Source organism: Streptomyces sp. NBC_01481, from assembly GCF_026339995.1.
Lineage (GTDB): Bacteria > Actinomycetota > Actinomycetes > Streptomycetales > Streptomycetaceae > Streptomyces.
Genome location: NZ_JAPEPT010000003.1, coordinates 560,415 through 583,574, shown reverse-complemented (window position 1 = coordinate 583,574; position 23,160 = coordinate 560,415). Strand labels below are relative to the sequence as shown.

The 23,160-nt window shown below is 72.3% G+C and carries 21 protein-coding genes and 1 pseudogene; 13 read left to right on the top strand and 9 right to left on the bottom strand.

What is annotated here, in order from left to right:
- Positions 1–158: 158 nt before the first annotated feature.
- From OOK40_RS19135 to OOK40_RS19120, 4 genes are all read left to right on the top strand, one after another.
- A complete protein-coding gene (locus OOK40_RS19135; RefSeq protein ID WP_266483079.1) occupies positions 159–1,631 on the top strand; it encodes a PHB depolymerase family esterase in 1,473 nt (490 codons plus the stop codon).
- A 32-nt stretch (positions 1,632–1,663) separates the two neighbouring features.
- Positions 1,664–3,073, top strand: coding sequence for a tannase/feruloyl esterase family alpha/beta hydrolase (locus tag OOK40_RS19130; RefSeq protein ID WP_266483077.1), 1,410 nt, complete (start codon positions 1,664–1,666; stop codon positions 3,071–3,073).
- Between the two features lie 86 nt (positions 3,074–3,159).
- Entirely contained in the window at positions 3,160–3,591 is a 432-nt protein-coding gene (locus tag OOK40_RS19125; RefSeq protein WP_266483075.1) for a hypothetical protein, read from the top strand.
- Positions 3,575–4,060, top strand: coding sequence for a peroxiredoxin (locus tag OOK40_RS19120; RefSeq protein ID WP_266483073.1), 486 nt, complete (start codon positions 3,575–3,577; stop codon positions 4,058–4,060). The genes OOK40_RS19125 and OOK40_RS19120 overlap by 17 nt, the downstream gene beginning before the upstream one ends.
- Positions 4,061–4,108: 48 nt before the next feature.
- Here the strand turns inward: OOK40_RS19120 and OOK40_RS19115 are convergent, their stop codons facing one another.
- The 5 genes from OOK40_RS19115 to OOK40_RS19095 form a co-directional block, all read right to left on the bottom strand.
- Positions 4,109–4,933: a hypothetical protein gene (locus OOK40_RS19115; protein WP_266483071.1), complete on the bottom strand. Its 825-nt coding sequence runs from the start codon at positions 4,931–4,933 to the stop codon at positions 4,109–4,111.
- A complete protein-coding gene (locus tag OOK40_RS19110) occupies positions 4,933–6,207 on the bottom strand; it encodes a VWA domain-containing protein (RefSeq protein WP_266483068.1) in 1,275 nt (424 codons plus the stop codon). Before OOK40_RS19110 ends, OOK40_RS19115 begins: the two co-directional genes overlap by 1 nt.
- Positions 6,208–6,628: 421 nt before the next feature.
- Positions 6,629–7,663 (bottom strand): zinc-dependent alcohol dehydrogenase family protein, encoded by a 1,035-nt coding sequence (locus OOK40_RS19105; protein WP_266483066.1) that lies wholly within the window; start codon positions 7,661–7,663, stop codon positions 6,629–6,631.
- Between the two features lie 28 nt (positions 7,664–7,691).
- Complete coding sequence (locus OOK40_RS19100; RefSeq protein WP_266483064.1) at positions 7,692–9,776, bottom strand: phage holin family protein; 2,085 nt, start codon at positions 9,774–9,776, stop codon at positions 7,692–7,694.
- 103 nt (positions 9,777–9,879) lie between these two features.
- The gene (locus tag OOK40_RS19095; RefSeq protein WP_266484426.1) at positions 9,880–10,284 is read right to left on the bottom strand and encodes a hypothetical protein; all 405 of its coding nucleotides are present in this window, start codon (positions 10,282–10,284) and stop codon (positions 9,880–9,882) included.
- Positions 10,285–10,382: 98 nt separating this feature from the next.
- On the opposite strand from OOK40_RS19095, the gene OOK40_RS19090 reads away from it, so the two are divergent.
- Positions 10,383–11,147, top strand: a complete 765-nt coding sequence (locus OOK40_RS19090; protein ID WP_266483062.1) for an MBL fold metallo-hydrolase — start codon at positions 10,383–10,385, stop codon at positions 11,145–11,147.
- Positions 11,144–11,824, top strand: coding sequence for a DedA family protein (locus OOK40_RS19085; protein WP_266483058.1), 681 nt, complete (start codon positions 11,144–11,146; stop codon positions 11,822–11,824). Before OOK40_RS19090 ends, OOK40_RS19085 begins: the two co-directional genes overlap by 4 nt.
- On the opposite strand, the gene OOK40_RS19080 is transcribed toward OOK40_RS19085, so the two are convergent.
- Together OOK40_RS19080 and OOK40_RS19075 are read right to left on the bottom strand one after the other, a co-directional pair.
- Positions 11,804–12,934 carry an MBL fold metallo-hydrolase gene (locus tag OOK40_RS19080; RefSeq protein WP_266483055.1) on the bottom strand — a complete coding sequence of 377 codons (1,131 nt, stop codon included), beginning with the start codon at positions 12,932–12,934 and terminating at the stop codon, positions 11,804–11,806. The two genes, OOK40_RS19085 and OOK40_RS19080, sit on opposite strands and share 21 nt — an antisense overlap.
- Positions 12,935–12,946: 12 nt before the next feature.
- Positions 12,947–14,164, bottom strand: a complete 1,218-nt coding sequence (locus OOK40_RS19075) for an aminotransferase class I/II-fold pyridoxal phosphate-dependent enzyme (RefSeq protein ID WP_266483053.1) — start codon at positions 14,162–14,164, stop codon at positions 12,947–12,949.
- A gap of 271 nt (positions 14,165–14,435) precedes the next feature.
- Between OOK40_RS19075 and OOK40_RS19070 the strand changes: the two genes are divergently transcribed.
- The 5 genes and pseudogenes from OOK40_RS19070 (at position 14,436) to OOK40_RS19050 (ending at position 18,404) form a co-directional block, all read left to right on the top strand.
- Entirely contained in the window at positions 14,436–15,992 is a 1,557-nt protein-coding gene (locus tag OOK40_RS19070; RefSeq protein WP_266483051.1) for a bifunctional phosphatase PAP2/diacylglycerol kinase family protein, read from the top strand.
- Positions 15,993–16,064: 72 nt separating this feature from the next.
- Positions 16,065–16,535, top strand: a pseudogene (locus OOK40_RS19065) (N-acetyltransferase family protein); the annotation flags it as partial.
- A 27-nt stretch (positions 16,536–16,562) separates the two neighbouring features.
- On the top strand, positions 16,563–17,096 hold the full coding sequence (locus tag OOK40_RS19060) for a GNAT family N-acetyltransferase (RefSeq protein ID WP_266484424.1): 534 nt from the start codon (positions 16,563–16,565) through the stop codon (positions 17,094–17,096).
- Positions 17,097–17,189: 93 nt separating this feature from the next.
- Positions 17,190–17,999: a class I SAM-dependent methyltransferase gene (locus tag OOK40_RS19055; RefSeq protein WP_266483049.1), complete on the top strand. Its 810-nt coding sequence runs from the start codon at positions 17,190–17,192 to the stop codon at positions 17,997–17,999.
- 51 nt (positions 18,000–18,050) lie between these two features.
- Positions 18,051–18,404 (top strand): VOC family protein, encoded by a 354-nt coding sequence (locus OOK40_RS19050; RefSeq protein WP_266483046.1) that lies wholly within the window; start codon positions 18,051–18,053, stop codon positions 18,402–18,404.
- Between the two features lie 16 nt (positions 18,405–18,420).
- Here OOK40_RS19050 and OOK40_RS19045 read toward each other — a convergent pair whose 3' ends face one another.
- Together OOK40_RS19045 and OOK40_RS19040 are read right to left on the bottom strand one after the other, a co-directional pair.
- On the bottom strand, positions 18,421–20,400 hold the full coding sequence (locus OOK40_RS19045) for a DUF5107 domain-containing protein (RefSeq protein ID WP_266483043.1): 1,980 nt from the start codon (positions 20,398–20,400) through the stop codon (positions 18,421–18,423).
- 67 nt (positions 20,401–20,467) lie between these two features.
- Entirely contained in the window at positions 20,468–21,022 is a 555-nt protein-coding gene (locus OOK40_RS19040) for a GNAT family N-acetyltransferase (RefSeq protein ID WP_266483040.1), read from the bottom strand.
- 232 nt (positions 21,023–21,254) lie between these two features.
- Here OOK40_RS19040 and OOK40_RS19035 point away from each other — a divergent pair, with 232 nt between their 5' ends.
- Together OOK40_RS19035 and OOK40_RS19030 are read left to right on the top strand one after the other, a co-directional pair.
- Positions 21,255–22,001, top strand: coding sequence for a GntR family transcriptional regulator (locus OOK40_RS19035; RefSeq protein WP_266483036.1), 747 nt, complete (start codon positions 21,255–21,257; stop codon positions 21,999–22,001).
- A 64-nt stretch (positions 22,002–22,065) separates the two neighbouring features.
- Positions 22,066–23,136: an adenosine deaminase gene (locus tag OOK40_RS19030; RefSeq protein ID WP_266483033.1), complete on the top strand. Its 1,071-nt coding sequence runs from the start codon at positions 22,066–22,068 to the stop codon at positions 23,134–23,136.
- Positions 23,137–23,160: the final 24 nt, after the last annotated feature.

The window sequence follows — 23,160 nt, the reverse complement described above, 5'->3', positions numbered from 1 at the left end:
TGACCGAAAACTGGGCGCCGCTTAGCACCCCGCCAACGCACCCGCAACAGTCCCCACGCCGCCGTGCGCCCCCCGCGCTATAGGCCTCGTCACCATTCCTCCCCCACCGGCCCCGTTCCTACTGTGACCGCACCTCGGTACGCCTGCGGGAGGCCCTGATGCGGTTGCGTGAACGCCTGTCCAAGTCGCCCGGCCGTCTGGCCGTCGTCCAAGTGCTCCTCGCGGCCGCCCTGTTGCTGGCGCCGGCGCCCGCCGCCCAGGCGGCCGTACCTCTGGAGCGAGTGAGCAGCTTCGGCGCCAATCCCGGCGCCCTCAACATGTACGTCTACCGGCCCGCGGGCCTCCCCGCGCACCCTGCCGTCGTGGTCGCGCTGCACGGCTGTACGCAGAGCGCCCAGGTCTACGCCGACAATTCCGGTCTCACGACCTTCGCCGACCGGCACGGCTTCCTGCTGGTCTTCGCCGAGACGACCTCCGCGAACAACGCGAGCAGCTGCTTCAACTGGTTCCAGGCGACCGACAACCGGCGCGGACAGGGCGAGGCCGCCTCCATCAGCCGGATGGTCGCGCATGCGGAGAGTGCCTACGGCGCCGATGCGGCGCGTACGTATGTCACCGGTCTGTCGGCCGGGGGAGGCATGACCGCGGTGATGCTCGCCGCCTATCCGGACGTCTTCGAGGCGGGCGCGGTGGTTGCGGGGCTGCCGTACGACTGCACCAAGGACACAGGCGCCTTCACCTGCATGAACCCGGGTGTGGACCGTACGCCCGCAGTGTGGGCGCAGCGGGTGCGGGGCGCCTATCCCGCGTACTCCGGGCCCTGGCCGCGGGTGGCGATCTGGCACGGCGACAACGACCCGACGGTCGTCCCGAGGAACGCCAGTGAACTGAGGGACCAGTGGACCGCGGTGCACGGTGTGGACCAGAGTCCGGACCGTACGTCCACGATCGGGCCGAATCAGACGCGCCGGGAGCAGTATCTGGCGGCGGACGGCAGCGGGACCGTCGTCGTCGAGGTCGACCGGGTGCCCGCGATCGGGCACGGGACACCGGTGGATCCGGGCAGCGGGCCGCAGCAGTGCGGGCAGACCGGTACCGCGAACTTCATCGACTCGATCTGCTCGGGCTACTGGATCACCGAGTTCCTCGGCCTCGACGGCTCCACGCCGGGCCCGGGTCCCGGCAGTCTCCCGGCACCGTCCGGGCTGGCGGCTGGTGGTGTCACCGACACATCAATCTCCTTGACATGGACGGCAGTTGAGGGTGCGTCGAGTTACGCGGTGTACCGGGACAGGACGCGTATCGCCACCCCGGCGGCCGCGTCCTTCACGGACACGGGTCTGAGCCCCGGCACCGCTCATGGCTACAGCGTGGCCGCCCGGGATGCCGCCGGAACCGAGGGCGCGCGCTCCGGCACAGTCGCGGCCACGACCACCGGCGGGGCGACCGCCGCCTGCTGGACCACCGACAACTACCACCAGGTGCAGGCGGGGCGGGCCAACACCGACGGCAGCCATGCCTACGCCAAGGGCTCCGGGCAGGACATGGGCCTCTACAACACCTTCGTCACCCACACGCTCAAGGAATCCCCGGTCGGCCACTACGTCGTCGCCGACGGCAACTGCCCCTGACCCCACGGTCCGTACCCCCAGGAGGTCTCTCCGTGCCCCTGCCCCACGCCGTTCCCTACGTGGCCGCGCTGCTGCTCTCCGTCGCCGCGCTCCCGGCCGTCGCCCATCAACCGGGCACCTCGGCGTCCGGCCACTGCACCCGGATCGCCCGGCTGGACGTGCCGGGTGCCGAGCACCAAGAGGCGTCCTGCCTCGATGAGTTGACCACCGCGGGGACGGTGGCGTCCGGTCACACCGACCTGGCCGACTGGGCCGGACTGACCCCGGCGGGCCTGGCCACACCCATCGGTGTGCCCGGCATCCAGATCGACGGCTACTTCCCCGAGACGTCCGCTACCAACACCAACCATGGCTGGAAACACGACGCCCAGTTCGTCGTCCGGCTGCCCGACCGCTGGAACGGCGGCCTTGTCGTCGCGGGCTCCCCCGGCGTGCGCGAGCAGTACGCGAACGACCGGGCCATCGGCGACTGGGTCCTCTCCCGCGGCTATGCGTTCGCCGCGACCGACAAGGGCAACACCGGGGCGGCCTTCTACCGTGACGGCGAGGCGCCCGGCGAGGCGATAGCCGAATGGAACGACCGGGTCACCGAGTTGACCAGGGCGGCCCGCGCGGTCGTCGCCCAGCGCTACCACCGACCGCCGTCCCGCACCCTCGCCACAGGCATGTCCAACGGCGGCTATCTGGTGCGCTGGCAGCTGGAGAACCATCCCGGGCTGTACGACGGCGGTGTCGACTGGGAGGGGACGCTCTGGCGGGCGAAGGGTCCGAACCTGCTCACCTTCCTGCCGCCCGCGCTGCGCCACTATCCGCTCTACGCATCGGGCGGACCCGGCGCGGACGAGGCGCACCGGGCCATGGTTGCCGCCGGATATCCGGCGGGGTCGGAGTTTCTGTGGCCGTTCCACCATCGGTACTACTGGGATCTGACCCAGCGGATCTACCGCGAGGAGCTGGACCCGGGCTACGACGGGTCCGCCGAGGCGGGCACCCCGTACTGCGCGCCCGGCACGCCCGCGTGCGACGCGGACTATGTGTACTCCTCCCGGCCCCCGGAGGTCCGCCGTGCTGTCGCCGCGATCGCACTGACCGGCCGGATCGGAAAGCCGTTGATCACCCTGCACGGCACTCTCGACGTCCTGCTGCCCATCGGCCAGGACTCCGATGTGTACGCCCGCATGGTGCGCGACGCGGGCCGCGGCGGGCTGTTCCGCTATTACCGGATCGAGGGCGGCACGCATGTCGACTCACTGTACGACGTCTTTCCGGACAATCTCCGGCCGTTGACACCCTGTCACCGCTCGGCCTTCACGGTGCTGGAGGCATGGATCGGACACGGCAGAGCGCCGGTGCCGAGCCGCACCGTGGCCCGCCCGGAAGGTGCCGGTCCGGGCACGCTGCTCAAAGAGTGCTCCCTCGCGGGCAAAGAGACCGGATTCTGAGCAATCCCGGGCCTCACCGGCGCCGAATGACAGTCGTGTGGCGGCGCACCGGTCGGCGGTGCGGCGGACCGGCTCTGGGGGCGCAGGTGCGAGCGACGATACGGGTGCGTGTACTGGCGGAGGACGGGCCACAGGTGTGGCTCGCCGTGAGCGGCCGGCTGGCCCGGTCCACCGCTCCGATGCTGACCGGGGCGCTGCGCCTGCGGGAGGCCGAGGGCTTCACCGTGCTGTTCGTGGATGTCGGCGCGCTCGCCGACGACCGGGAGCTGACCCTCCAGGAGATCCGTGACCTGTTCCCGGGCGGCAGGCGGCTGGCGTTCCACATCATCGGTTCCGCCGATGACCTTCGATTGCAACCCGGCCACGATCGCCGGTTCGTCTTCCATCCGGGACCTGCTTCGGCGTGGACTGTGTGGGTACGCGGCCCTTCGACGATGCCCTCGACGAGGGGCCGCAAGACAGTACTCCCGTCCGTCCGCACTCGTAGCCGCAGGAGTTCCCTTGGCAGCATCACCTGAACACGGCCAGTCCGTCGCCGACTTCACCCTCCCCGGCGGGATTCTGGTCGACGACGTCTTCGAGCGCCGCGAGTTCACGCTGAGCGGGCAGCGGGGCCGCCCGCTGGTCATCGCCTTCTATCCCGGCGACGACACCACCGTGTGCACCAAGCAGCTCTGCTCGTACTCCAGTGGTCTGGAGACGTTCACGGACTGCGGCGCCGAGGTCTGGGCGGTCAGCCCGCAGAGCGTGGACAGCCATGAGTCGTTCGCCCGCAAGTACGGGCTGCGCATGCCGCTGCTCGCCGACACCGACAGGGCCGTCTCACGGGACTTCGGCATCGCGGCGCCGGGCATCGGGCTGCGGCGTGCCGTCTTCGTCATAGCGGCCGACGGGACGCTGCACTGGAAGCATGTGGCCCTGTTCGGGGCGACGTTCCAGTCGAAGGAGACGCTGGCCCGACAGCTCTCGGCGCTCCAGGACGCGTGACGTACGCGCTGCTGGGTGGCCACGGCATCGCTGCCGTGGCCACCGTGTTCAGGCCGCGGGCGGTACGCGCGAGGGGCGTCCGGATCCGCGGGTGAGGGAGTAGCCGCCGATGGCCGCCAGCGCGCCGAGCAACCCTCCTGCCGCGGTCCAGAGCCACCGGTCGGACCACCAGCCCGCCGACCAGCCGCCGTCCGGCTCGCTGATGGTGGCCGCCGCCTGCTTCGGCGTGCTGCCTTCGCCGTCCCGTGCACGGTTGACCGTGCCCGGCACCAGCGGGGCGGAGAGCGAACCGCCGCCCGCGTGCGCGCCGCCGGCGTCGACCGACGTGGCCTCGACCTCTGCCTTCACCGGCAGGCCGAGGTCTTCCGCAGGCAGATCGGTGACGGTCAGCCGGATGTAATAGCTGCCAGGCAGGGGGTCGTTGTCCCACGGCTCGGCCCAGGAGCGGACCGTACGCAGCGTGCAGGACAGTTCGACCGACGCGGCCTCCTTGGCCGCGCCCCTGCTCTGCATGCCGTACATGCAGGACTGGCGCCTGCGCAGCCCGTCGTACACATCGAGCCGCCAGGTGGACGCGCCGTGCCGGGCCGCCGGCTCGGGGAGCGTGACCGTGGCGTTCACGGTGGCCCGGCGGCCCGCGTCGGCGGGGAACACCCAGTAGAGGTAGTCGCCCGCGGACGCCTCGGCGGTGGCCTTGTGGCCCTGCTCGACGGCGGTCGCGTCACGGAAGCCGGTGCCCGCCCTGGTCGGTCCGGCCGTGTCCGAGCTCTTGTCCGGGCTGGGCGACGGGTCGTCCGCCACCGCCGAGCCGGCCGTGCCGGTCAGCGCGGTCGCGGCAATCAGCGCAGTCGTCAACACACGTGCGATACGCATCAGTTGGTCCTCCATACGGCGAAGCGCCAGCGTGAGATCCAGCCCCACAGCAGACCGGCCACCAGGCCGGTGAGCACCAGGACCGCCAGCAGCCACCAGCCACGGCCGAGACCGAAGGCGGCCACGTCGGACGCCTCGTCGGGCGCGTCCACGACGTCGACAGTGAGCTCGACGGGCAGGCCGGGGTCCGTCTTCACCGACGCGGGCGCCGAGAAGGAGTTGCTGACCTGCAGGCAGACGGTCTCCGCGGCGGGCTTCACGCCATCGGAATCCTCCAGCTCGTCCTTCGGATAGCGCAGCCCGGTGGAGATCACATCGGTGCGTCCGTCGCCCGCCTCCGAGCCGCGGACGATCTCACGGCCGTGGACGGTCACGGCCCGCAGCAGCACGCCGTAGTCGTTGTTGACTGCGCGGTCTGCCGCGACGCTCACCGAGGCGCGCAGCTCCTGGCCGGGCAGGACGTCCACCCGGTACCAGCGGTGCTCGCCGAACTTCTCGCGGTCGCTGTAGAGCCCAGCCTTGAGCTGCGGGGCCTTCGCGCACTCAGTCGCGCCTTCGGTGGCGACCGGCGTGACCACCGGCTCGGCGGCCCGGTCCACCAACTGGCTCACCCGGTCGGAGAGTTCGTCGGTGTGCTGCACGGAGGTGTACGTGCCACCGGTGGCCTCGGCGATGCAGCTGAGCTGGTTGCGGGTCTTGGCGTCCGGGACCAGGCCCAGCGTGTCGATGACGAGATGGATCCCCTTGGCGGCGATGTCGCGCGCCACCTCGCACGGGTCGAGCGGGGCGCAGGTGTCCTCGCCGTCCGTGATGAGGACGATCCGCCGGGTCGCGTCACCGCCCTTGAGATCCTCGGCCGCGCCGAGCAGGGCGGGACCGATCGGGGTCCAGCCGGTGGGGGCGAGGGTCGCCACGGCGGTCTTCGCCTCGGTCCGGTCCAGCGGCCCGACGGGGTAGAGCTGCTTGGTGTCCTTGCAGCCGACCTTCCTGTCCTTGCCGGGGTAGTTGGCGCCGAGGGTGCGTATGCCGAGCTCGACCTCGCCCGGGACCGCGTCGAGCACCTCGTTGAACGCCTGCTTGGCGGCGGACATGCGGGTCTGGCCGTCGATGTCCCTCGCGCGCATCGAGCCACTGACGTCGAGTACGAGTTCGACCTTGGGGGACGGGGGCTTGGCTGCCGGTTCGTCGGCGGCGGCGACGGGTGGGGGGAGCGCGGCGGCCAGGGCGGCGAGGAGGCCGCAGGTGGCGGCCGCCAGCCGTTTTCTTGTGATCATCACCGGATGGTATTGATGATTGCGGAGCGAGCCAAAACGGGGCGGGGGGTGGGGGGTTGGCCGGTGAGGGGTGCGCCTGCGGCGGGCCTGTTCCCCACCCGCCCCTTCCCGTAACCGGGGCTCCGCCCCGGACCCCTGCGCCCGCTTCGTGGCGCGAGCCGGGGGCTCCGCCCCCGAGCCCCCATACGCCCTTCTGGGGGTCCCCCCACGCCCGCAGGGCGTAGGGGGAGTGTCCTCAAACGCCGGACGGGCTGAAATCGGCGGCCGAGCCGCACCTTCAGCCCCTCCGGCGTTTGAGGAGCGGGGTCTGGGGCGGAGCCCCCGGTTCGCGCCGCGAAGCGGGCGCAGGGAGGTTGGGGGTCCCCCCGGACGGAGTCTGGGGGAGGGCGGGTAGGGGACAAGGCCCGCCGCAGGCGCACCCTTACCCCATGCGCGGCGCTATCACCGTCACCCCGGTCCCCGCCCCCAGCGCCGCCAGCGCCCCCGGAGCCTCCGCGAGGCCGATCGTCCTTGTCACCAACAAGCCCGGCCGCAGCGACCCCGACGCGACCATCGCCATCATCTCGGGGTATGCGTGCGCCGCCATGCCGTGGGTGCCGAGGATCTCCAGCTCCAGCGGGACGACCCGGTCCATCGGCAGGTGGACGCCTTGGGGCAGCAGGCCGATCTGGACGTGGCGCCCCTGGCGGCGCAGGCTCTGGACGGAGTTGACGCAGGTCACCGGCGCGCCCAGCGCGTCCAGTGACAGATGCGCACCCCCGCCGGCCGCGGAGCGGACCGCGTCCGCGACGCCCGCGCCGAGGGCCGACGCGTCCACGCACACCTCCGCGCCGAAGGTCCGCGCGAGCTCCAGCGCGTCCGGCGAGACATCGACCGCGACGACCCTGGCCCCGCAGGCCGCCGCGATCATCACCGCGGACAGGCCCACGCCACCGCACCCGTGGACGGCGACCCACTCCCCCGGCCGCACCCTTCCCTGCGCCACCACCGCGCGGAAGGCGGTCGCGAACCGGCAGCCCAGGCTCGCTGCCGTGCTGAACGACATCGCTCCGGGCAGGGCGACCAGATTGGTGTCGGCGTGGTGGACGGGGACGTACTCGGCGAAGGACCCCCAGTGGGTGAAGCCGGGCTGCTCCTGGCGCTCGCACACCTGCTGGGCGCCGCGCGCACATGCCGCGCACCGGCCGCAGGCGCAGATGAACGGCACGGTGACCCGGTCGCCGGCTCGCCATTCGGCGACGCCGTCGCCCACCGATTCGACGACTCCGGCCAGTTCGTGCCCGGGGACGTGCGGGAGCGTGATGTCGGGGTCGTGGCCCATCCAGCCGTGCCAGTCGCTGCGGCACAGCCCCGTCGCCTCGACCCTGATCACCGCGCCACCGGGGACCGCCACGGGATCGGGGACCTCGCGTACGTCGAGCGGCCCGCCGAACTCCTCGAACACCACAGCACGCACTCGGCACACTCCCGGTTCGCCTGACCTTCTACGGCGTCAACGTATCCGGAGGGGAGGCTTCTGCGGCAGACCCGATCGGCACCTGCGGCACCTTGCACTCGCGCAGCCAGCGCCGCAGCACGTGGTGCACACGCTCGGCGCCGACCAGTTCGGCGCCGGGTTCGGCCGGTGCCGACAGGTCGAGTGGCGAAAGCAGGAAGGGCTGGGACTGTTCGCCGCCGAGCCCGCCGTGCGAGCCGATCTGTTCCTCGAAGGCATGCACGGTGCCCGTCTTCGGGTCGTACATCGAGTTGACCATGATGTCGGCGACGTGCGGGAAGGAGTCGGTGCGCCGTACCGCCTCCGCGGCGCCGGTGCCGAAGACACTCAGCGGGCCGTAGTCGTTCAGCCGGCTGACGGGTACCTCTTCGCCGTCGGGGCCGAGGACCAATGAGCCGTACTCCTCGCTCCGTACCAGCAGGAAGCCGATGCCGGGGTGGCTGGCGAGCGTCCGGAGCAGCGCCGGGTGGCGGCGCTCGATCTGCTCGCGGCTGAGGCGCTCCTTCGTGTCGGGGAAGGAGATCAGCGCGAGGTTGCCGGAGGCGAGCACGATGGGGTCGGAGCCCGCCTGCGGATGTTCGTCCGCTCCTTCGGCGCGCTGCCGGTGCAGCGCCATGCGCAGGGCGTCGCCCGCGGCGTCGCGTGCCTCCGCGCCGCTCTTGGAACGTTCCGCCCGGCGCGAGACGGGCATTCCGCACCCGGCGCGCACGAGATCCTTGAGGGTGAGTCCGTACACGCTCTCGAAAGTCTCTCCGGGGCTCTGGCCGTGGTCGGACAGCAGCACGATCCGGTAGTCGCGGGGCGCGTGTTCGGCGACCTTGGCCATCAGCGCGATCGACTGGTCGAGGCGTTCGAGCACCAGCGAGGCGTCCTTGCTGTGCGGTCCGGAGTGGTGGGCCACTTCGTCGTACGCGACGAGGTCGGCGTAGACGGCGGTGCGCCCGGCGAGCATGTCTCCCATCACCGAGGCGACCACCACATCGCGCTCGATGACCGTGGCGAACGCCCGGATGAAGGGGTAGAGCCCGCCGCGTCCGACCCGCGGCCGGTCGCCGCGCAGGCGTGCCCGCGTCGACTGCCCGATCTCACGGGCGACTTCGGCGACGAAGGACAGTGCGGTACGCACGGCATTGGCTGGGTCGGAGAAGTACGCGAAGTAGCCCGCCCTGGAGCGGTTGGCCTTGCCTCGTCTGGCGGCCATGGACAGGACGAGCGCGAGCTGGTCCGCGCCGCCGCTGAAGAGGTTGCCGCGGCTCGCGCCGTCGACGGTGAGCAGTCCGTCGTCGCCGGTGCGCTCGATGGCGCGGCGCTGGAGTTCGGCGGCGCTCGCGGGCCGGTTGCTGACCATGACCCGGCCGCTGTCCTTCTCGTACCAGCGGAAGGCGGGGACGTCGTGGTTGGAGCCGTGCAGGATGCCGAGCTGGCTGGCGCCGGTCTGGCTGGACCAGTCGGTGCGCCAGCGGCTGAGCCGGTGGGTGGTGCCGATCCATCCTGCGACGGTCGGCATGACGCCGTCGTCGGCCGCGTTCCGCAGGACTTCGTATCCGACCCCGTCGAGCTGCAGGAAGACCGTGCCGGGCGTCCGAGGGGGCCCGCTGTCCTCGCCGCGTCTGCGTCTTCGGCGGTCGGCGAGCCGGGAGAGCCGGCGGCGGTAGGCGTTGTCGTCGCGGACGGCGAGAGCGGTGGAGGTCGCCGACGCGACGGCGGACATCACGGCGGCGACGACGACCGCGGTCTCCGGGTTCGCCGCGCCGCGCCCGTCGGGGATCAGCCAGAGCGCGATCAGCAGCAGCGAGCCGTTGAGGAAGAACACCAACAGGCCGAGCACCAGGGCCGGTACGAGCAGCAGCGCCCGTACGACGACGGGCCAGACCAGCGCGGTCAGCAGACCGAAGGCGCCCGCGCCCCAGGCGGCGGTGACGGCGGTCCTGGTGATGGAGTCCCCGTCGTCGGACTGCAGCTGGAAGTCGGGCAGCAGCCCGGCGAGCGCCAGCATCGTCAGTGTGGACACCGCCCACACCACGATCACCCGCACCAGGGCTCTGCCGGCCGTACGCCATCGCCCTTCGCCCACGCCGCTTTCACCTCACCCTTGGATCAGGTCTCCAGCCTGGCACAGGGGCTCAGTTTGTCCGGCGGGGTTATCGGCAGGGTCATGGGCGGGGCCGGGCGGGGCGTCAGCAGCCGTCGTATCCGGCGGTCGGCATGGAGAGCCTGCGATGCACACTGGCCTTCATCGCCGCGTCGTACACGGGCTCGTCGAGGTTCGCCGTCTCCAGCGGTACGCCTCTGCGTTCGCACTCGGCGAGGAAGTCCGGCAATGACGTCAGGGCGCGGGCCAGCACCCGCTCGTTGGGGGCGACGAACAGATCCACATTTCCCGCCCCGACGTCGGCCCACAGCGCGCAGTGGTCGGGGCGCAGTCCGTAGAAGAGGAGCTGCCGGGTGACGACATAACCCTCGTCGGCGGCCCAGCGGGCACACATCGCGTGCTGGCTGCGGGTGTCCACCAGGAAGGGGTCGCGGTCGAGTTCCTCAAGGGGGGTCAGGCTGGCGATGGCCGCCACGCGTAAGCCGTCGATGGACATGGGCTCCCCCTGCACTCTCGGTCACTGGCCGATGACCCTACTCCGGACAGGACCTAGGCTCGTAGGCGTACGGGTGCAAGGAGGAGGCGCGCGTGGAGGTCACCTGGTGGGGTCATGCCACCTGCACGGTCGAGGACTCCGGCGTCCGGGTGCTGACCGATCCGCTGTTCGTGCGCCGGCTCGCGCATCTGCGCAGACGGCGCGGTGAGCTGCCGCCCGCGGAGGCGGCGGTCGCCGAGGCGGTCCTGGTGTCGCATCTGCACTCCGACCATCTGCATCTGCCCTCACTGGCGCGGCTGGCTCCGGGCACCCGGCTGGTGGTGCCGCGCGCCGCGACGCGGTCCGTGCCGGGGCTGGCCCGGCTGGGTCTGCGGGTCACCGAGGTGGCGCCGGGTGACGAGGTACGGGTCCGGGACCTGGTGGTGCGGGCCGTGCCCGCGCTGCACGACGGGCGGCGGCTGCCGCTCGGGCCGCACCGTTCGCCGGCGCTCGGCTATGTGATCAGCGGCGAGTCGCGTACGTACTTCGCCGGGGACACCGGGCTCTTCGACGCGATGGCCGACGAGGTCGGGCCGGTCGATGTGGCGCTGCTGCCGGTGGGCGGCTGGGGGCCGTTTCTCGGCCACGGGCATCTGGACCCGGGACGGGCGGCGCAGGCGCTGGCCTCGCTGGCGCCGCGCGCGGCCGTGCCCGTGCACTACGGCACGTACTGGCCGATCGGGATGGACGGGATCCGGCCGCACGAGTTCTACGCCCCGGGCGAGGAGTTCGTACGCAAGGCGGCTCGGCTGGCTCCGCAGGTGGCGGTGCACCGGCTGGGGCACGGCGAGCGGGTCAGGCCGGAGGCTGCCCGGTGAGTTCGAAGCCCTGGGAGTCGCTCGGGCAGCTGTCCGAGATCGTCGGGAAGCTGCCGCCGGAATCGACGCAGCAGGCGGTCGGCTATCCGTCGCTGTTTCTGCTGGTGGTGCTGGGTGCGCTGGTGCCGGTGGTGCCGACGGGGGCGGTGGTCAGTTCGGCGGCGGTGGTGGCCTTCCATCAGACGGCCCCGCTGTCGCTGCTGTTCGTGTTTCTGGTGGCGTCGCTCGCGGCGTTCCTCGGGGATGTGACGCTGTACTGGCTCGGCCAGCGCGGGTTCCGCTCCAAGAACGGCTCGCGGTGGCTCGCGGCGCTGAGCGACCGTGCCGCGCCGGACCGGCTCGATCAGGCGCAGCGCAAGCTGGATGAGCACGGGGTGACGGTGCTGGTGCTCTCCCGGCTGGTGCCGGCCGGGCGGATCCCGGTGATGCTGGCCTGCCTGCTGAGCCGGATGCCGCTGCGCGCCTTCGTGCGCGGCGACATCCCCGCGTGCCTGGCCTGGGCGGCGACGTATCAGCTGATCGGGATTCTCGGCGGCTCGCTGTTCGACGAGCCGTGGAAGGGCGTGGTCGTGGCTGTGACGCTGACCGTGGTGATCAGCGGGGCGCCGACGCTGTGGCGCCGGGTCCGGCGCGGGTCGCGCCCCGGCTCGGCGGGCTCAACCGGCCAGCAGGCGTGAGCCGCCCACCGGCAGGTCCCACAGCCGGTCCCGCGGCCGGCCGGTGCGCTCCCAGGCGGCGCGAACCCTGCTGAGCGGCTCCAGGACGGGTTCGGCGGAGAGCACGAACGTCGCCCAGTGCATCGGGGCCATATGGCGCGCGCCGAGATCCTCGAAGGCGCGTACCGCCTCTTCGGGGTCGGTGTGCACATCGCTGAGCCACCAGCGCGGGTCGTACGCGCCGATCGGCAGCAGCGCCACATCGAGGTCCGGGTGGCAGCGGCCGATCTCCTTGAACCAGTGGCCGTAGCCGGTGTCGCCCGCGAAGTACACGGACTGGCCGAGCCGGTCCGTCAGCACCCAGCCGCCCCAGAGCGAGCGGCAGGTGTCCAAGAGAGTGCGCTTGGACCAGTGGTGGGCGGGGACGAAGTCGAAGCGGACGCCATCCAGCTCCGCGCACTCCCACCAGTCCAGTTCGGTCACGCGGGTGAAGCGGCGGCGCCGGAACCAGCGGGCGAGGCCCGCCGGGACGAAGACGGGGGTGTGGCGCGGCAGTCGCTTCACGGTGGGGGCGTCCAGATGGTCGAAGTGGTTGTGGCTGATGACCACCGCGTCGATCGGCGGCAGGTCCTCCCAGCGCACTCCGACGGGCGTGATCCGGGCGGGGGTGCCGAAGATGCGGCGGGACCAGACGGGGTCGGTGAGGACGGTGAGCCCACCGATGCCGAGCACCCAACTGGCGTGTCCCGCCCAGGTGACGGCGACGGTCGCGGTGTCCACGGCGGGCAGCGGCCCCGGCGCGAAGGGCAGCAGCGGAATGTCGCGCAGCCCGTCGGGGCCGGGGCGCACGGCGCCCTCCGTGGCGAGGCGGGCCATGGCGCGTACGCCGGGCAGGGGCGCGGTGAGCCGGTCGGCGAAGGTCCTCGGCCAGGTGCGGGTCTCTCCGAGGGGGCGGGGCCGGGAGCGTACGCCGGGGTGGTTCGGCGGTGCGGGGTGAGTTGGCTGTGCGGGCGCGGTCGCCTGTGCCGAGGCGTCTGCGTGTGCGGGGTCGGTCGCCTGTGACCCGTCGGTGGCGTGTGCCGCGTCGTCTGCCTGGCCCGAGTGCTCCGCCTGCTCCGTCTGTTCCGTCATCCGGGGCTCCGTTCAACGCAGTTCGTCGAAGGCCGTTCCAAGAATGCTCAACGCCCCCGCCACGTGCGGCAATTCCAGAGGTGCCGGTGAGGTGAGTGATTCCTGCCGCTGCTCGGGAGTCGAACCCAGCAGCGGCCCGGTGGCCAGCCGTACCCGCAGCGCCCCCAGCTCGTCGTCGAACCGGTGTCCGCCGGGTACGGGCGTCCCGATGCGGTCGCTCAGATACTCCTCGAGCTCCATGGAGTCGTTCACACCCCGGTCTGCGAGTTGCGAGCGCAGCGGCCCGAGGTCGGCGTACAGATGGCGGCCCGCCTGCGGCGGCCGGGACAGGGCCCCGGAGGCGAGCACCGCGCGGTGCACTTCCGCGGCCACGCGCGCGTGCAGGGCAGCCGCCCGCTCGGCCCTTTCGGTGACCGGACCGGGCTCGTCGAGCGCGTGGGTCGCGGCCACCGCGATCGGTTCGGCGACGACCGCGCCCAGCGCGGTGAGGAAGTCGAGGGTCCTGGCCCGCCTGAGCGCGCCCTCGTCGGTGCGGGGGAAGCGGGCGACGGCAACCGGCCAGGATGGGGGCGTGAGCGCTCCGGCCAGATCGCTGATGATGGTCACGTCCTCGGGGCACATCTCCGCGGGGCTGAGCAGCACCGTCTCGTGGGGCCGGTGCAGGGTGTCGCGCCAGGTCTCGTCGCTGATGATGTGCAGCCCCTCACCGACGGCGGCCTCGCACGCCTCGCGCACGGTCTCGGGCGGGGCGACGGTCGCGGTGGGGTCGTCGGCGACTGAGAGCAGCAGCAGCCGGGGCATGCCTCCCTCGGCGCGGACTCTGCGTACGGTCTCGAGCAGGGCGAACGGGTCGGGCACACCGCCGCACTCCGCCGGGGTCGGCACATGGTAGGCGGGCCTGCCGAGCAGCCGGACCTGCGGAGTCCACCAGGCGGGGCACGGGCGCGGCATCAGCACATCGCCGTCGTGCGCCCCGATCAGGGCGAGCAGCAGGGGCTGCGCGCCGGAAGCCGCGGCCACCTCCTCGGGCCGGGAGCGCAGCCCGCGCCGCCACCAGTAGCCGCAGGCCGCCTCGCGCAGCTCGGGGCCGCCGCCCGGCGGCTCCCCCACGGCGCGGTCCGACGCGGCCGCGAGCACATCGACGAGCTCGGGCAGCACGGGCAGTCCGGACTCGGGGGCGGGCGGTCCGTAACGGACACGGCCACGGTCTTCCGGTGCCGTCCGCTGCATGTGCCGTCACCTCCGCGTGTCCCCAGGACCGGTCACCGGCCCACGAGCCCTTTATACGGAGGTTTGCGCGAGCTCGCCGCGCGGGAGTCGCGATCTGCCGGGCATTGGACGACGGTGCCGGGCGACGCTGACCGGGTGGCGGACCACCGGCTCGACACCCCGCACGGGCCGCCTCCTGGTGGGTGAATGGGTCCCCTCCTGCGTGGCGGCGCCGTCCACCGGGTACCCGCGTTCCATGTCAGACGCTCACGCACAGGCTCAAACACAGGGAATGTCGCAGGTCCGCGCCCGGGTCACGGCGCTGCTCGGCGCGTGGGACCGGCAGGTCCACCACGCCGTCGCGGCCCGGCACTGGCCACTCGCGGAGCCGGTGCTGCCTCGGCTGAGCCGCAGCGCCAACCACGGGCTGCTCTGGCTCGGCACGGCCGCCGGGATTGCCGCGCTCGGGCGCGTAGCGGGCTCGCTCGCGAAACCACCCACCGGGCAGCAACCACCAACGCCCCCTGGCCCACGCCGGCCACGAACCCTGGAAACGCGCTCTCGGCGAGCCGCGGTACGGGGCGTGGCGTCTCTCGCGCTCGCCTCCGCCGCCATCAACACCATCGGCAAGCGCTCGGTGCGCAGAGCACGGCCGCTGCTCGACGCGGTGCCCGTGATACGGCAGCTGAAGCGGCAGCCGTTCACGACGTCCTTCCCCTCCGGGCACGCCGCCTCGGCGGCGGCCTTCGCGACCGGCGTGGCGCTGGAGTCGAAGAGCTGGGGCGCGGTCGTCGCGCCGGTGGCCGCGTCTGTCGCGTTCTCGCGCGTCTACACCGGCGTGCACTATCCGAGCGACGTGCTGGTGGGCGCGGCGCTGGGAGTGGGTGCAGCCTTCGCGCTGCGCGGCGCGGTGCCGACCCGTTCGCAGCTTCCACCGCCCGGCCCGCCGCATGCCGACGCACCCGCGCTGCGCGACGGCGATGGCCTGGTGGTCGTGGTCAACCGGCAGGCGGGCTCGGCGGATTCGGCCCGGCTGGTGCATGAGCTGCTACCGCTCGCCGAATTGGTGGAGTGCCGCCCCGACGAGCTGGCGGCGGAGCTGGAGAAGGCGGCCGGACGCGGCCGGGTGCTGGGGATCCTCGGGGGCGACGGAACCGTCAACCGGGCGGCGACTTTCGCCGCCGCGCGCGGTGTGCCGCTCGCCGTCTTCCCGGGCGGCACGCTCAACCACTTCGCGTACGACCTGGGCATCGAAACGGTCCAGGACACCTGCCGTGCCCTCGCGGGCGGCGAGGCCGTCCGCGTCGACCTGGGGCGCTTCACCCCGGGACCCGGGGGCGGCGCCGAACCGGGCCACTTTCTCAACACCTTCAGCCTGGGCGTCTATCCGGAGCTGGTGCGCATCCGTGAGCGCTGGTCGCCGCGTATCGGCGGCTGGCCGGCCGGGGTGCTCGCGGCGGCACGGGTGCTGCGCGGCGAACACCCGCTGGAGGCCGAGGTTCAGGGCCGCCGCCGCCCGATGTGGATGCTGTTCGCCGGCAACGGCATCTACCAGCCGGTGGGCCCGACGCCCGGCAACCGCCAGTATCTGGCCGACGGCCTGCTGGATGTGCGCGTGGTGCACGGCGGCCGCTGGCCGGGGCTGCGGCTGCTGGCCGCGGCGCTCGCCGGCCCGCTGAGCCGCTCGCCGGTGCACGCGGCGCAGAAGCTGCACCAGCTGCGTATCTCCGGGCTCGCGCCGGGCACGCCGCTGGCATACGACGGTGAAGTGACCGCAGCGCCACGGGAGTTGGTGGTGGACAAGCAGGTCGAGGTGCTGACCGTCTACCGCCCGCAGGCCCTGCTCTGAAGCCCGTCCACTCGCGGGACTCGCACGGAAACCGGATCGACGGGCTCGGCCTGCGTCCCGCACCATGAGCACATGCAGATCCGCCGCGCGCAGACGCATGACGCACCGGGGATCGCCGCGGTCCACGTACGGTCCTGGCAGGCGGCGTTCTCCGGTCTCGTGCCTCAGGAGCATCTCGATTCGCTCGATCCCGCGCGTGAGGCGCTGACCTGGACGGGACGGCTCACCCAGCCCCGAAGACCCGGCGCCGGTGTGCTGGTCGCCGAGACCCTTGAGGGGATCGTCGCCTTCGCCTCGTACGCACCGGGCCGCACCGCGGGCACCGCCGAGATCGGCATGCTGTACGCGCTGCCGGAGGTGTGGGGCTCCGGAGTCGGCTCAAGCCTGCTGGCGGCCGTCGTCGACGAGTTCACGGAGGCGGGCTTCACCCGGGCCACGCTGTGGGTGCTGGAGGCCAATGACCGGGCACGCCGGTTCTACGAGGCGTCCGGCTGGCGCCAGGACGGCGCCGTGGAGGTGGACACGAGCTCCGGCCTCCCGCTGATCAAGCTGCGCTACCGGCGCCCGCTGCTGCCACGCCTCGCCTCCGAGCTCATCCGCACCGAACGGCTGGTGCTGCTGCCGCTCGCCGTCGAGCACGCGGACGAGATGGCGAAGGCCCTGGCCGATCCGTCCCTGCACACCTTCATCGGCGGTGCGCCCGACACGGTCGAAGCCCTGCGTTCGCGGTACGCCCGCATGCTGGCAGGTGCGCCCGATCCCGCCGTGTCCTGGTGCAACTGGGTCATCAGCCTCCGGGCCGAGTCCTGTCTCGCGGGCACCGTCCAGGCGACGGTGCGCCCCTCGGGACACGGCCGCACGGCCGAGGTCGCCTGGGTGGTCGGCACGCCCTGGCAGGGCCGGGGTGTCGCCACCGAGGCGGCACGCGCGCTCGTCGGCTGGCTCGCGGACCGGTCGGTGCACACGGCCGTCGCCCATGTGCACTCGGACCATCTCGCGTCGGCGGCGGTCGCCGCAGCGGCCGGCCTCAGGCCCACCGACCGGGTGCGGGACGGCGAGGTGCGCTGGCAGGCGGACCTCGCCATGAGCCCCCGGCCTTCCTGACGCAGGCTCGTCCCACATGACAAGACACGGGTCTCGTCATGCGGGACCGCGGCGTACGGTTGCCGTACCCGCTTCCGGAGAAGGAGTTCGGCCATGCCGAAGGAGACCGCCGTCTACACCCATGGGCACCACGAGTCGGTGCTGCGTTCTCACCGCTGGCGGACGGCCGCGAACTCCGCCGCATATCTCATCGGGGAACTCCGGCCGGGTATGGACGTGTTGGACGTGGGCTGCGGTCCGGGCACCATCACCGCCGATCTGGCCGAGCTGGTGGCGCCGGGCCGGGTGACAGCCGTCGACGCCGCCGAGGACGTACTGGTCCAGGCGCGCGAGACCGCCGCCGAACGGGGCCTCGACAACGTCCGCTTCGAGGTCGCCGACGTCCACGCACTGGACTATCCCGACGACTCCTTCGATGTCGTCCACGCCCATCAGGTGTTGCAGCATGTCGGCGATCCGGTGCAGGCGCTGCGCGAGATGCGGCGGGTCTGCCGCCCCGGCGGCATCGTCGCGGCGCGCGACAGCGACTACGGCGCGTTCACCTGGTTCCCCGAGCTCCCCGCGCTCGACGACTGGCAGCGGCTGTACCGGCGCGTCGCCCGCGCGAACGGCGGCGAGCCCGACGCCGGCCGCCGGCTGTTGTCCTGGGCCCGGGCGGCGGGCTTCACCGAAATCACCGCGTCCGCCGCGGCCTGGTGTTTCGCAGGGCCCGACGAGCGCGCCTGGTGGAGTGGCCTGTGGGCGGACCGTACGACCGCGTCGGTGTACGCGCGGCTCGCCGTCGACGGCGGGCATGCGACTGCGGAGCAACTGGCGGCGGTCTCCGACGGCTGGCGGGAATGGGGCCACCAGGACGACGCCTGGTTCATGGTTCCGCACGGCGAAGTCCTCTGCCGGGTATGACAATCCGGCAATCGATTTCGCCGCCCGCCGCCGCGAACTACGCTCGCTCGTATGGAGATCCTCGGAACCACGCTTCGCATCTGCGTCGACGACCTGGAGGCCGCGGCTGCCTTCTACGAGCGGCTCACCGGAGCCACGCCCCTGCGCTTCGAGCGCGGCGGGGTCTCGGTGGCGGCCGTCGGCTGCTTCCTGCTGATGAGCGGACCGGAGTCGGAGCTGGAGGTGCTGCGCAAGGTGACGGCGACGATCGCGGTGAAGGACGTGGACGAGGCGTACGCCACGCTCTCCGAGACCGGCGCGAGGGTCGTCGCGGGTCCGGTGCCGACCCCGGTGGGCCGCAATCTGATCGCCGTGCACCCGGACGGTGCGGTGTTCGAGTACGTCGACCGCAAGGCCGCCGAATGACCTGCGGTCGCCGCCCTCAGCCCCCTGACGGACGCATCCGGTAGTCGTACGCCTCGGGCAGCGGCTCGTCGGTGATCCGGGACCACACCTCTTCGAGGATCTCCGCGCCCTCCCGCAGGTCCGCCACCTCGAAGCCCGCGTCGAAAATCGCGCGCGCCTCGCCCTTGCGGCCCTCGGCGACGAGGAGTTGGGCTTCGACGAGCCGGAAGCGGCCGCGCTGCTGGACCGCCGGACGCAGCCGGTCCCAGACCGCGCGGGCCTCCGCGGTGCGGCGGGCGGCGAGCAGGGCCGCGATGGCTTCGCGGCCGAGCGCTGCCGTCGCCGACGTCCACGTCGCGCCGTCGTCGCGGCGCTCCTGGCACAGGTCGTCGAAGGCTTCGGCGTAGCGGTCGGCGGCGCGCGTCGTCTGGCCGCCTTCCAGGTCGGCGACCGCGAGGCAGCGCAGCAACGGCCAGCGGGAGGGCGCGAGTCCGAGGCCGCGTTCCCAGCTGCGTACGGCCTGGGCGAGGTCGCCCGCGTGCCACTGGGCGACACCGAGGTGGTACTCGGTCAGCGGTTCGGCGGGCGCGGTCTCCAGCATGTCGCGCCAGTGCGGTGCCACGAGCGAGGGGCCGGGCGGAACGACCCTGCGGGGCGCCGGGAAGACGCCGGTCCTCAGCAACTCCCGCCAGGGCGCCTGCTCTTCACCGAGCGTCGACTCGTCGAAGGGCGTGCCGGGCAGTTTGTGTCCGCCGCGCAGCACCTCCAGGGCTCCCCAGCCCGATCCGGTGGCGAGCTGCTCGCCCGGCTCGGTGTCCGCGCACGGCCGCCACGCCTCGTACGCGGCGTCCACCGCCTCCCGTGGCAGCGCCTGTGCCAGCCGGGTCTCCACCTCGGCGCGCGCCGCGTCCCAGTCCTCGCCGTGGACGGCCGCGGGGTCGGCGGCGAGCGGTCCGTACGACTCCAGCCAGCTGAACTCCCCGCCCCCGTCGAGGCGTACATGCTCCAGCTGGGTGCGCGCGAGCCCCGCCTGGATCTCCGCGTAACCTCCCGTGCCGGGCTCGGTCAGCCACTCCTGCCAGCGCCGTCCGCCGCGACCCGAACCCCAGAGGAAGAGCTTGCGACCGCGCAGCGCGTCGGTCGAGGTCTGGACGAGGCCGTGGCCGTCCGCGTCCAGCGAGGCGATCCATTTGCGGGCCTCGGCGGGCACTTCGTAGAAGTAGTCGGCGGGATACTCGCTGCGCAGGGGGTACGTCCGGTCCGCGCCCCGGAATTCGGGCACGGGCACCCGGCGCAGGCTGCGCTCGTATCCGAAGTGCCAGGCCTCCTCGGCGGGTGCGAGCACCCGGGTCGTCTCGTGCTCCTCGACGCCGACGTTGGACCACCAGTAGACGGGCGCGGGCCGCTCGTGAGGATTGCGTATCCGCACGCCGGCATGGAGGAAGTCGGAGCCCTCGGGCAGCCACAGATCGACCTGGAACGGCAGATCGCGCAGCCTCTCCCACTCCCAGAGCCTGACCATCTCGCCCCCGTCGGGCGCGGGTACGACGGCGGCGTGCAGCGGTGCGCAGGACAGCGTGGTGTGGCCGGTGGCGCCGATGTTCCACTCGATGCCGCCGGAGTACCAGGCGCCGTTGAGCGCGAAGTCGGCGGGCTGGAACACGGGGTTGCGGTAGAGGAGTTCACGCCCGGTCGGCTTGTGGTGCAGTGAGTGGATACGGCCGCCGAGGCCCGGCAACACTGTCGCCCGCAACCGCTCGTTCTCGATCACGATGGCGTCGAGTGGGGTCTCGGTGCGCCGGCGGCCGTACCCGTCGAGCACCCGCACCGGCAGCAGCGTGCGCAGTGGCTCGTACCCGATCTGCCGAGCCATCTCGCGCGGCAGCTCCTGCTTGGCGCGCTCGTCGATGGCGTGCATCTCATCGAGGGGACGCAGTGCGGGCAGCGGATTCGGCGGCCCCACGGGGGCGGCCGGCAGGGTCAGTACGGTACGCCGCACGGTTGTCATGACGACCATGGAACACGGAGGTCGCCGCCCTGACCAGGGGCTCCGCAGGTCAGACTTCGGTCAGGCTTCGGCAAAGTCAGCGGTCGAGCATCTCGCTGGTGATCGCCCAGCGTTCGTGGTCGCGCCAGGCGCCGTCGATGAAGAGGAAGGCGGGCGAGAAGCCCTCCAGGCGGAAGCCCGCACCGCGCACGAGCCCGATGGAAGCCGCATTCAGCGGTTGGATATTGGCCTCGAGACGGTGCAGGCCCATGACGCCGAAGGCGTATCGCACGACCAGGCCGAGGCCCTCGCCCATCAGGCCGCGGCCGACGGCGTGCGCGAAGGCGCCGTAGCCGATCGCCCCTGAGCGGAAGCCACCCGCGACGATGTTGTTGATGTTGATGAAGCCCGCGATCCCGCCGGACTCCCGCTCGCAGACGAGGAATCCGGCCTTGGTCGGGTCCTCGATGAGCTTCTGCGCGTACATGGCGTAGGTCTCGGCCGTGGCGGGCGGGAAGAGCCAGGGCCGGTGGTATTCCGTGCTCCGGCGCACCAGCTCGGTGAATTCCTCGCCGTCCTCGTATGTGTAGGGGCGGATGCCGACCCGTGGGCCCGTGGTGAGGTACGGGGAGGCGGAGGAGGTCTCGGCCATCACGCCAGCCTAATCGGGTCCTGGTCCCATGAGGGTGGCGGAGCGGGCCGTACGGGTGATGCGATTCGATCTTGTCTGACAAGTTGGGCCGCTGCAGATGGGGACCTACAGCCGCATGACGCGGCGGTGACGTTCACAGAACCGCGAAACCGCAGCTCGCCCAGGATCCGTTGAACATTGCCACGCCGCCGCGGCTCGCATAGCTTGCTGACAAGTGAGCCGAGGAGGGTCAGTGGCAGTCAGCGGGCAGCAGCGGAGGCCGGTCGTCATTCTGTACGAGCGGATCGCGGACGCCATCCACGAAGGCACCTATCCGCCCGGCTCCACCCTGCCGTCCGAGCCCCGGCTCGCGGCCGAGCTGGGGGTCAGCAGACCGGCCCTGCGCGAGGCCCTGCTGCTGCTCCAGGAAGACGGGCTGCTCTCGGTACGCCGGGGAGTGGGCCGGACCGTCAACGACCGCCCGCCGCGGCGCGGTTACGAGCACATCCAGCCGCTGGAAGAGCTGCTGTCCACCGGCTCACCGCTGCGGGTGCGGCCACTGCTTCGAGCCGTGGAGGAGCCCACCGACTTCACCACCCAGCATCTGCTCGCCCCGGCCGGGGCGGAGCTGCGCTTCTGGGAGTCGCTGCTGGCCGGGGAGGGCACAGCGGCGGCACTGAGCCACGAGTGGGCGGCCGCCGAGGGGGTGCTGGATCTGGTGCATCCGGCCTTCGCCGATGCGCTGCGGGCCGCGCCTGCTCCGGCCGTCTCGATGCTTGCCGTCCTGGTCGGGGCATCCCGCGGGGTGACGCTCACCGGTCACAGCGGGGTGAGCGCGACGCTGCTCGGACAGCGGCGCGGCGAGCAGCTCGGCCGGGCGGCCGAGACCCCTGCGGTGCTGGTCACCCAGGTGGTGCGGGTCGACGACACCCCGATCCTGGCGGCCAAGCACATGCTGCCGACCGGGGCGCCCGCCCTGCCCGTCCTCCAGTCGAACTGAGGGTGGCCGAGCGCGGGAGACGCCCGTCACGGCACCCTCCCGGGACGTGCCGTACACTCCCGGGATGCACTTGTCTGACATCCTCCGCGCACCCAAGGCGGTCCTCCACGACCACCTGGACGGCGGTCTGCGCCCCGCCACGATCATCGAGCTGGCCCGGGAGTGCGGCTACCGCGAGCTGCCCACCGAGGACCCGGCCGAGCTGGCGGTCTGGTTCCGCGACGCCGCGGACTCCGGCTCCCTGGAGCGCTACCTGGAGACCTTCGCCCACACCTGCGCGGTGATGCAGACCCGCGAGGCGCTGGAGCGCATCGCGGCGGAGTGCGCGGAGGACCTGGCGGCGGACGGGGTCGTGTACGCAGAGGTGCGCTACGCCCCCGAGCAGCACCTGGAGCGCGGCCTGACCCTCGACGAGGTCGTCGACGCGGTCAACGCCGGCTTCCGCGAGGGCGAGCGCCGCAGCGGCGGCCGGATCACGGTCCGCGCCCTGCTCACCGGTATGCGGCACACCGAACGCTCTCTGGAAATAGCCGAGTTGACGGTCGCCCACCGCGAGCGCGGGGTGGCCGGCTTCGACATCGCGGGCGGCGAGATCGGCAACCCGCCGTCCCGGCATCTGCCCGCCTTCCAGCATCTGAAGCGGCACAACTGTCACTTCACGATCCACGCGGGCGAGGCGGTCGGCGCCGAGTCCATCCACGAGGCGGTGCAGATCTGCGGCGCCGAGCGTATCGGCCACGGCGTCCGCATCACCGACGACATCACGGTGCACGACGACGGCACCGCGGACCTGGGCCACCTGGCCGCGTACGTACGCGACAACCGCATCGCTCTGGAGGTCTGCCCGACCTCCAACCTCCAGACGGGCGCCGCCAAGGACTACGCGACGCACCCCATCGACCTGCTGCGCCGCCTCGGCTTCCGGATCACGCTGAACACGGACAACCGGCTGGTCTCCGGCACCACGATGAGCCAGGAGTTCCGGCACATGGTGCACGCGTTCGGCTACGGGCCCGAGGTCTTCGAGGAGTTCACCGTGGCGGCGGTCGAGTCGGCGTTCCTGCCGCTGCCGGAGCGGCGCCGCCTGATCGACGAGGTGATCCGTCCCGGGTACGCGGCGCTGTCGGCGGGCTAGTCCGCGTCCGGGGAGCGTGGCGCC

Excerpts from the sequence above, each read along its gene's own strand:
- OOK40_RS19110 (WP_266483068.1), bottom strand. The coding sequence starts at position 6,207 with ATGATCACAAGAAAACGGCTGGCGGCCGCCACCTGCGGCCTCCTCGCC.
- OOK40_RS19075 (WP_266483053.1), bottom strand. The coding sequence starts at position 14,164 with ATGCAGCGGACGGCACCGGAAGACCGTGGCCGTGTCCGTTACGGACCG.
- OOK40_RS19080 (WP_266483055.1), bottom strand. The coding sequence starts at position 12,934 with ATGACGGAACAGACGGAGCAGGCGGAGCACTCGGGCCAGGCAGACGAC.
- OOK40_RS19070 (WP_266483051.1), top strand. The coding sequence starts at position 14,436 with ATGTCGCAGGTCCGCGCCCGGGTCACGGCGCTGCTCGGCGCGTGGGAC.
- OOK40_RS19115 (WP_266483071.1), bottom strand. The coding sequence starts at position 4,933 with ATGCGTATCGCACGTGTGTTGACGACTGCGCTGATTGCCGCGACCGCG.
- OOK40_RS19045 (WP_266483043.1), bottom strand. The coding sequence starts at position 20,400 with ATGGTCGTCATGACAACCGTGCGGCGTACCGTACTGACCCTGCCGGCC.
- OOK40_RS19135 (WP_266483079.1), top strand. The coding sequence starts at position 159 with ATGCGGTTGCGTGAACGCCTGTCCAAGTCGCCCGGCCGTCTGGCCGTC.
- OOK40_RS19030 (WP_266483033.1), top strand. The coding sequence starts at position 22,066 with ATGCACTTGTCTGACATCCTCCGCGCACCCAAGGCGGTCCTCCACGAC.
- OOK40_RS19040 (WP_266483040.1), bottom strand. The coding sequence starts at position 21,022 with ATGGCCGAGACCTCCTCCGCCTCCCCGTACCTCACCACGGGCCCACGG.
- OOK40_RS19050 (WP_266483046.1), top strand. The coding sequence starts at position 18,051 with ATGGAGATCCTCGGAACCACGCTTCGCATCTGCGTCGACGACCTGGAG.
- OOK40_RS19055 (WP_266483049.1), top strand. The coding sequence starts at position 17,190 with ATGCCGAAGGAGACCGCCGTCTACACCCATGGGCACCACGAGTCGGTG.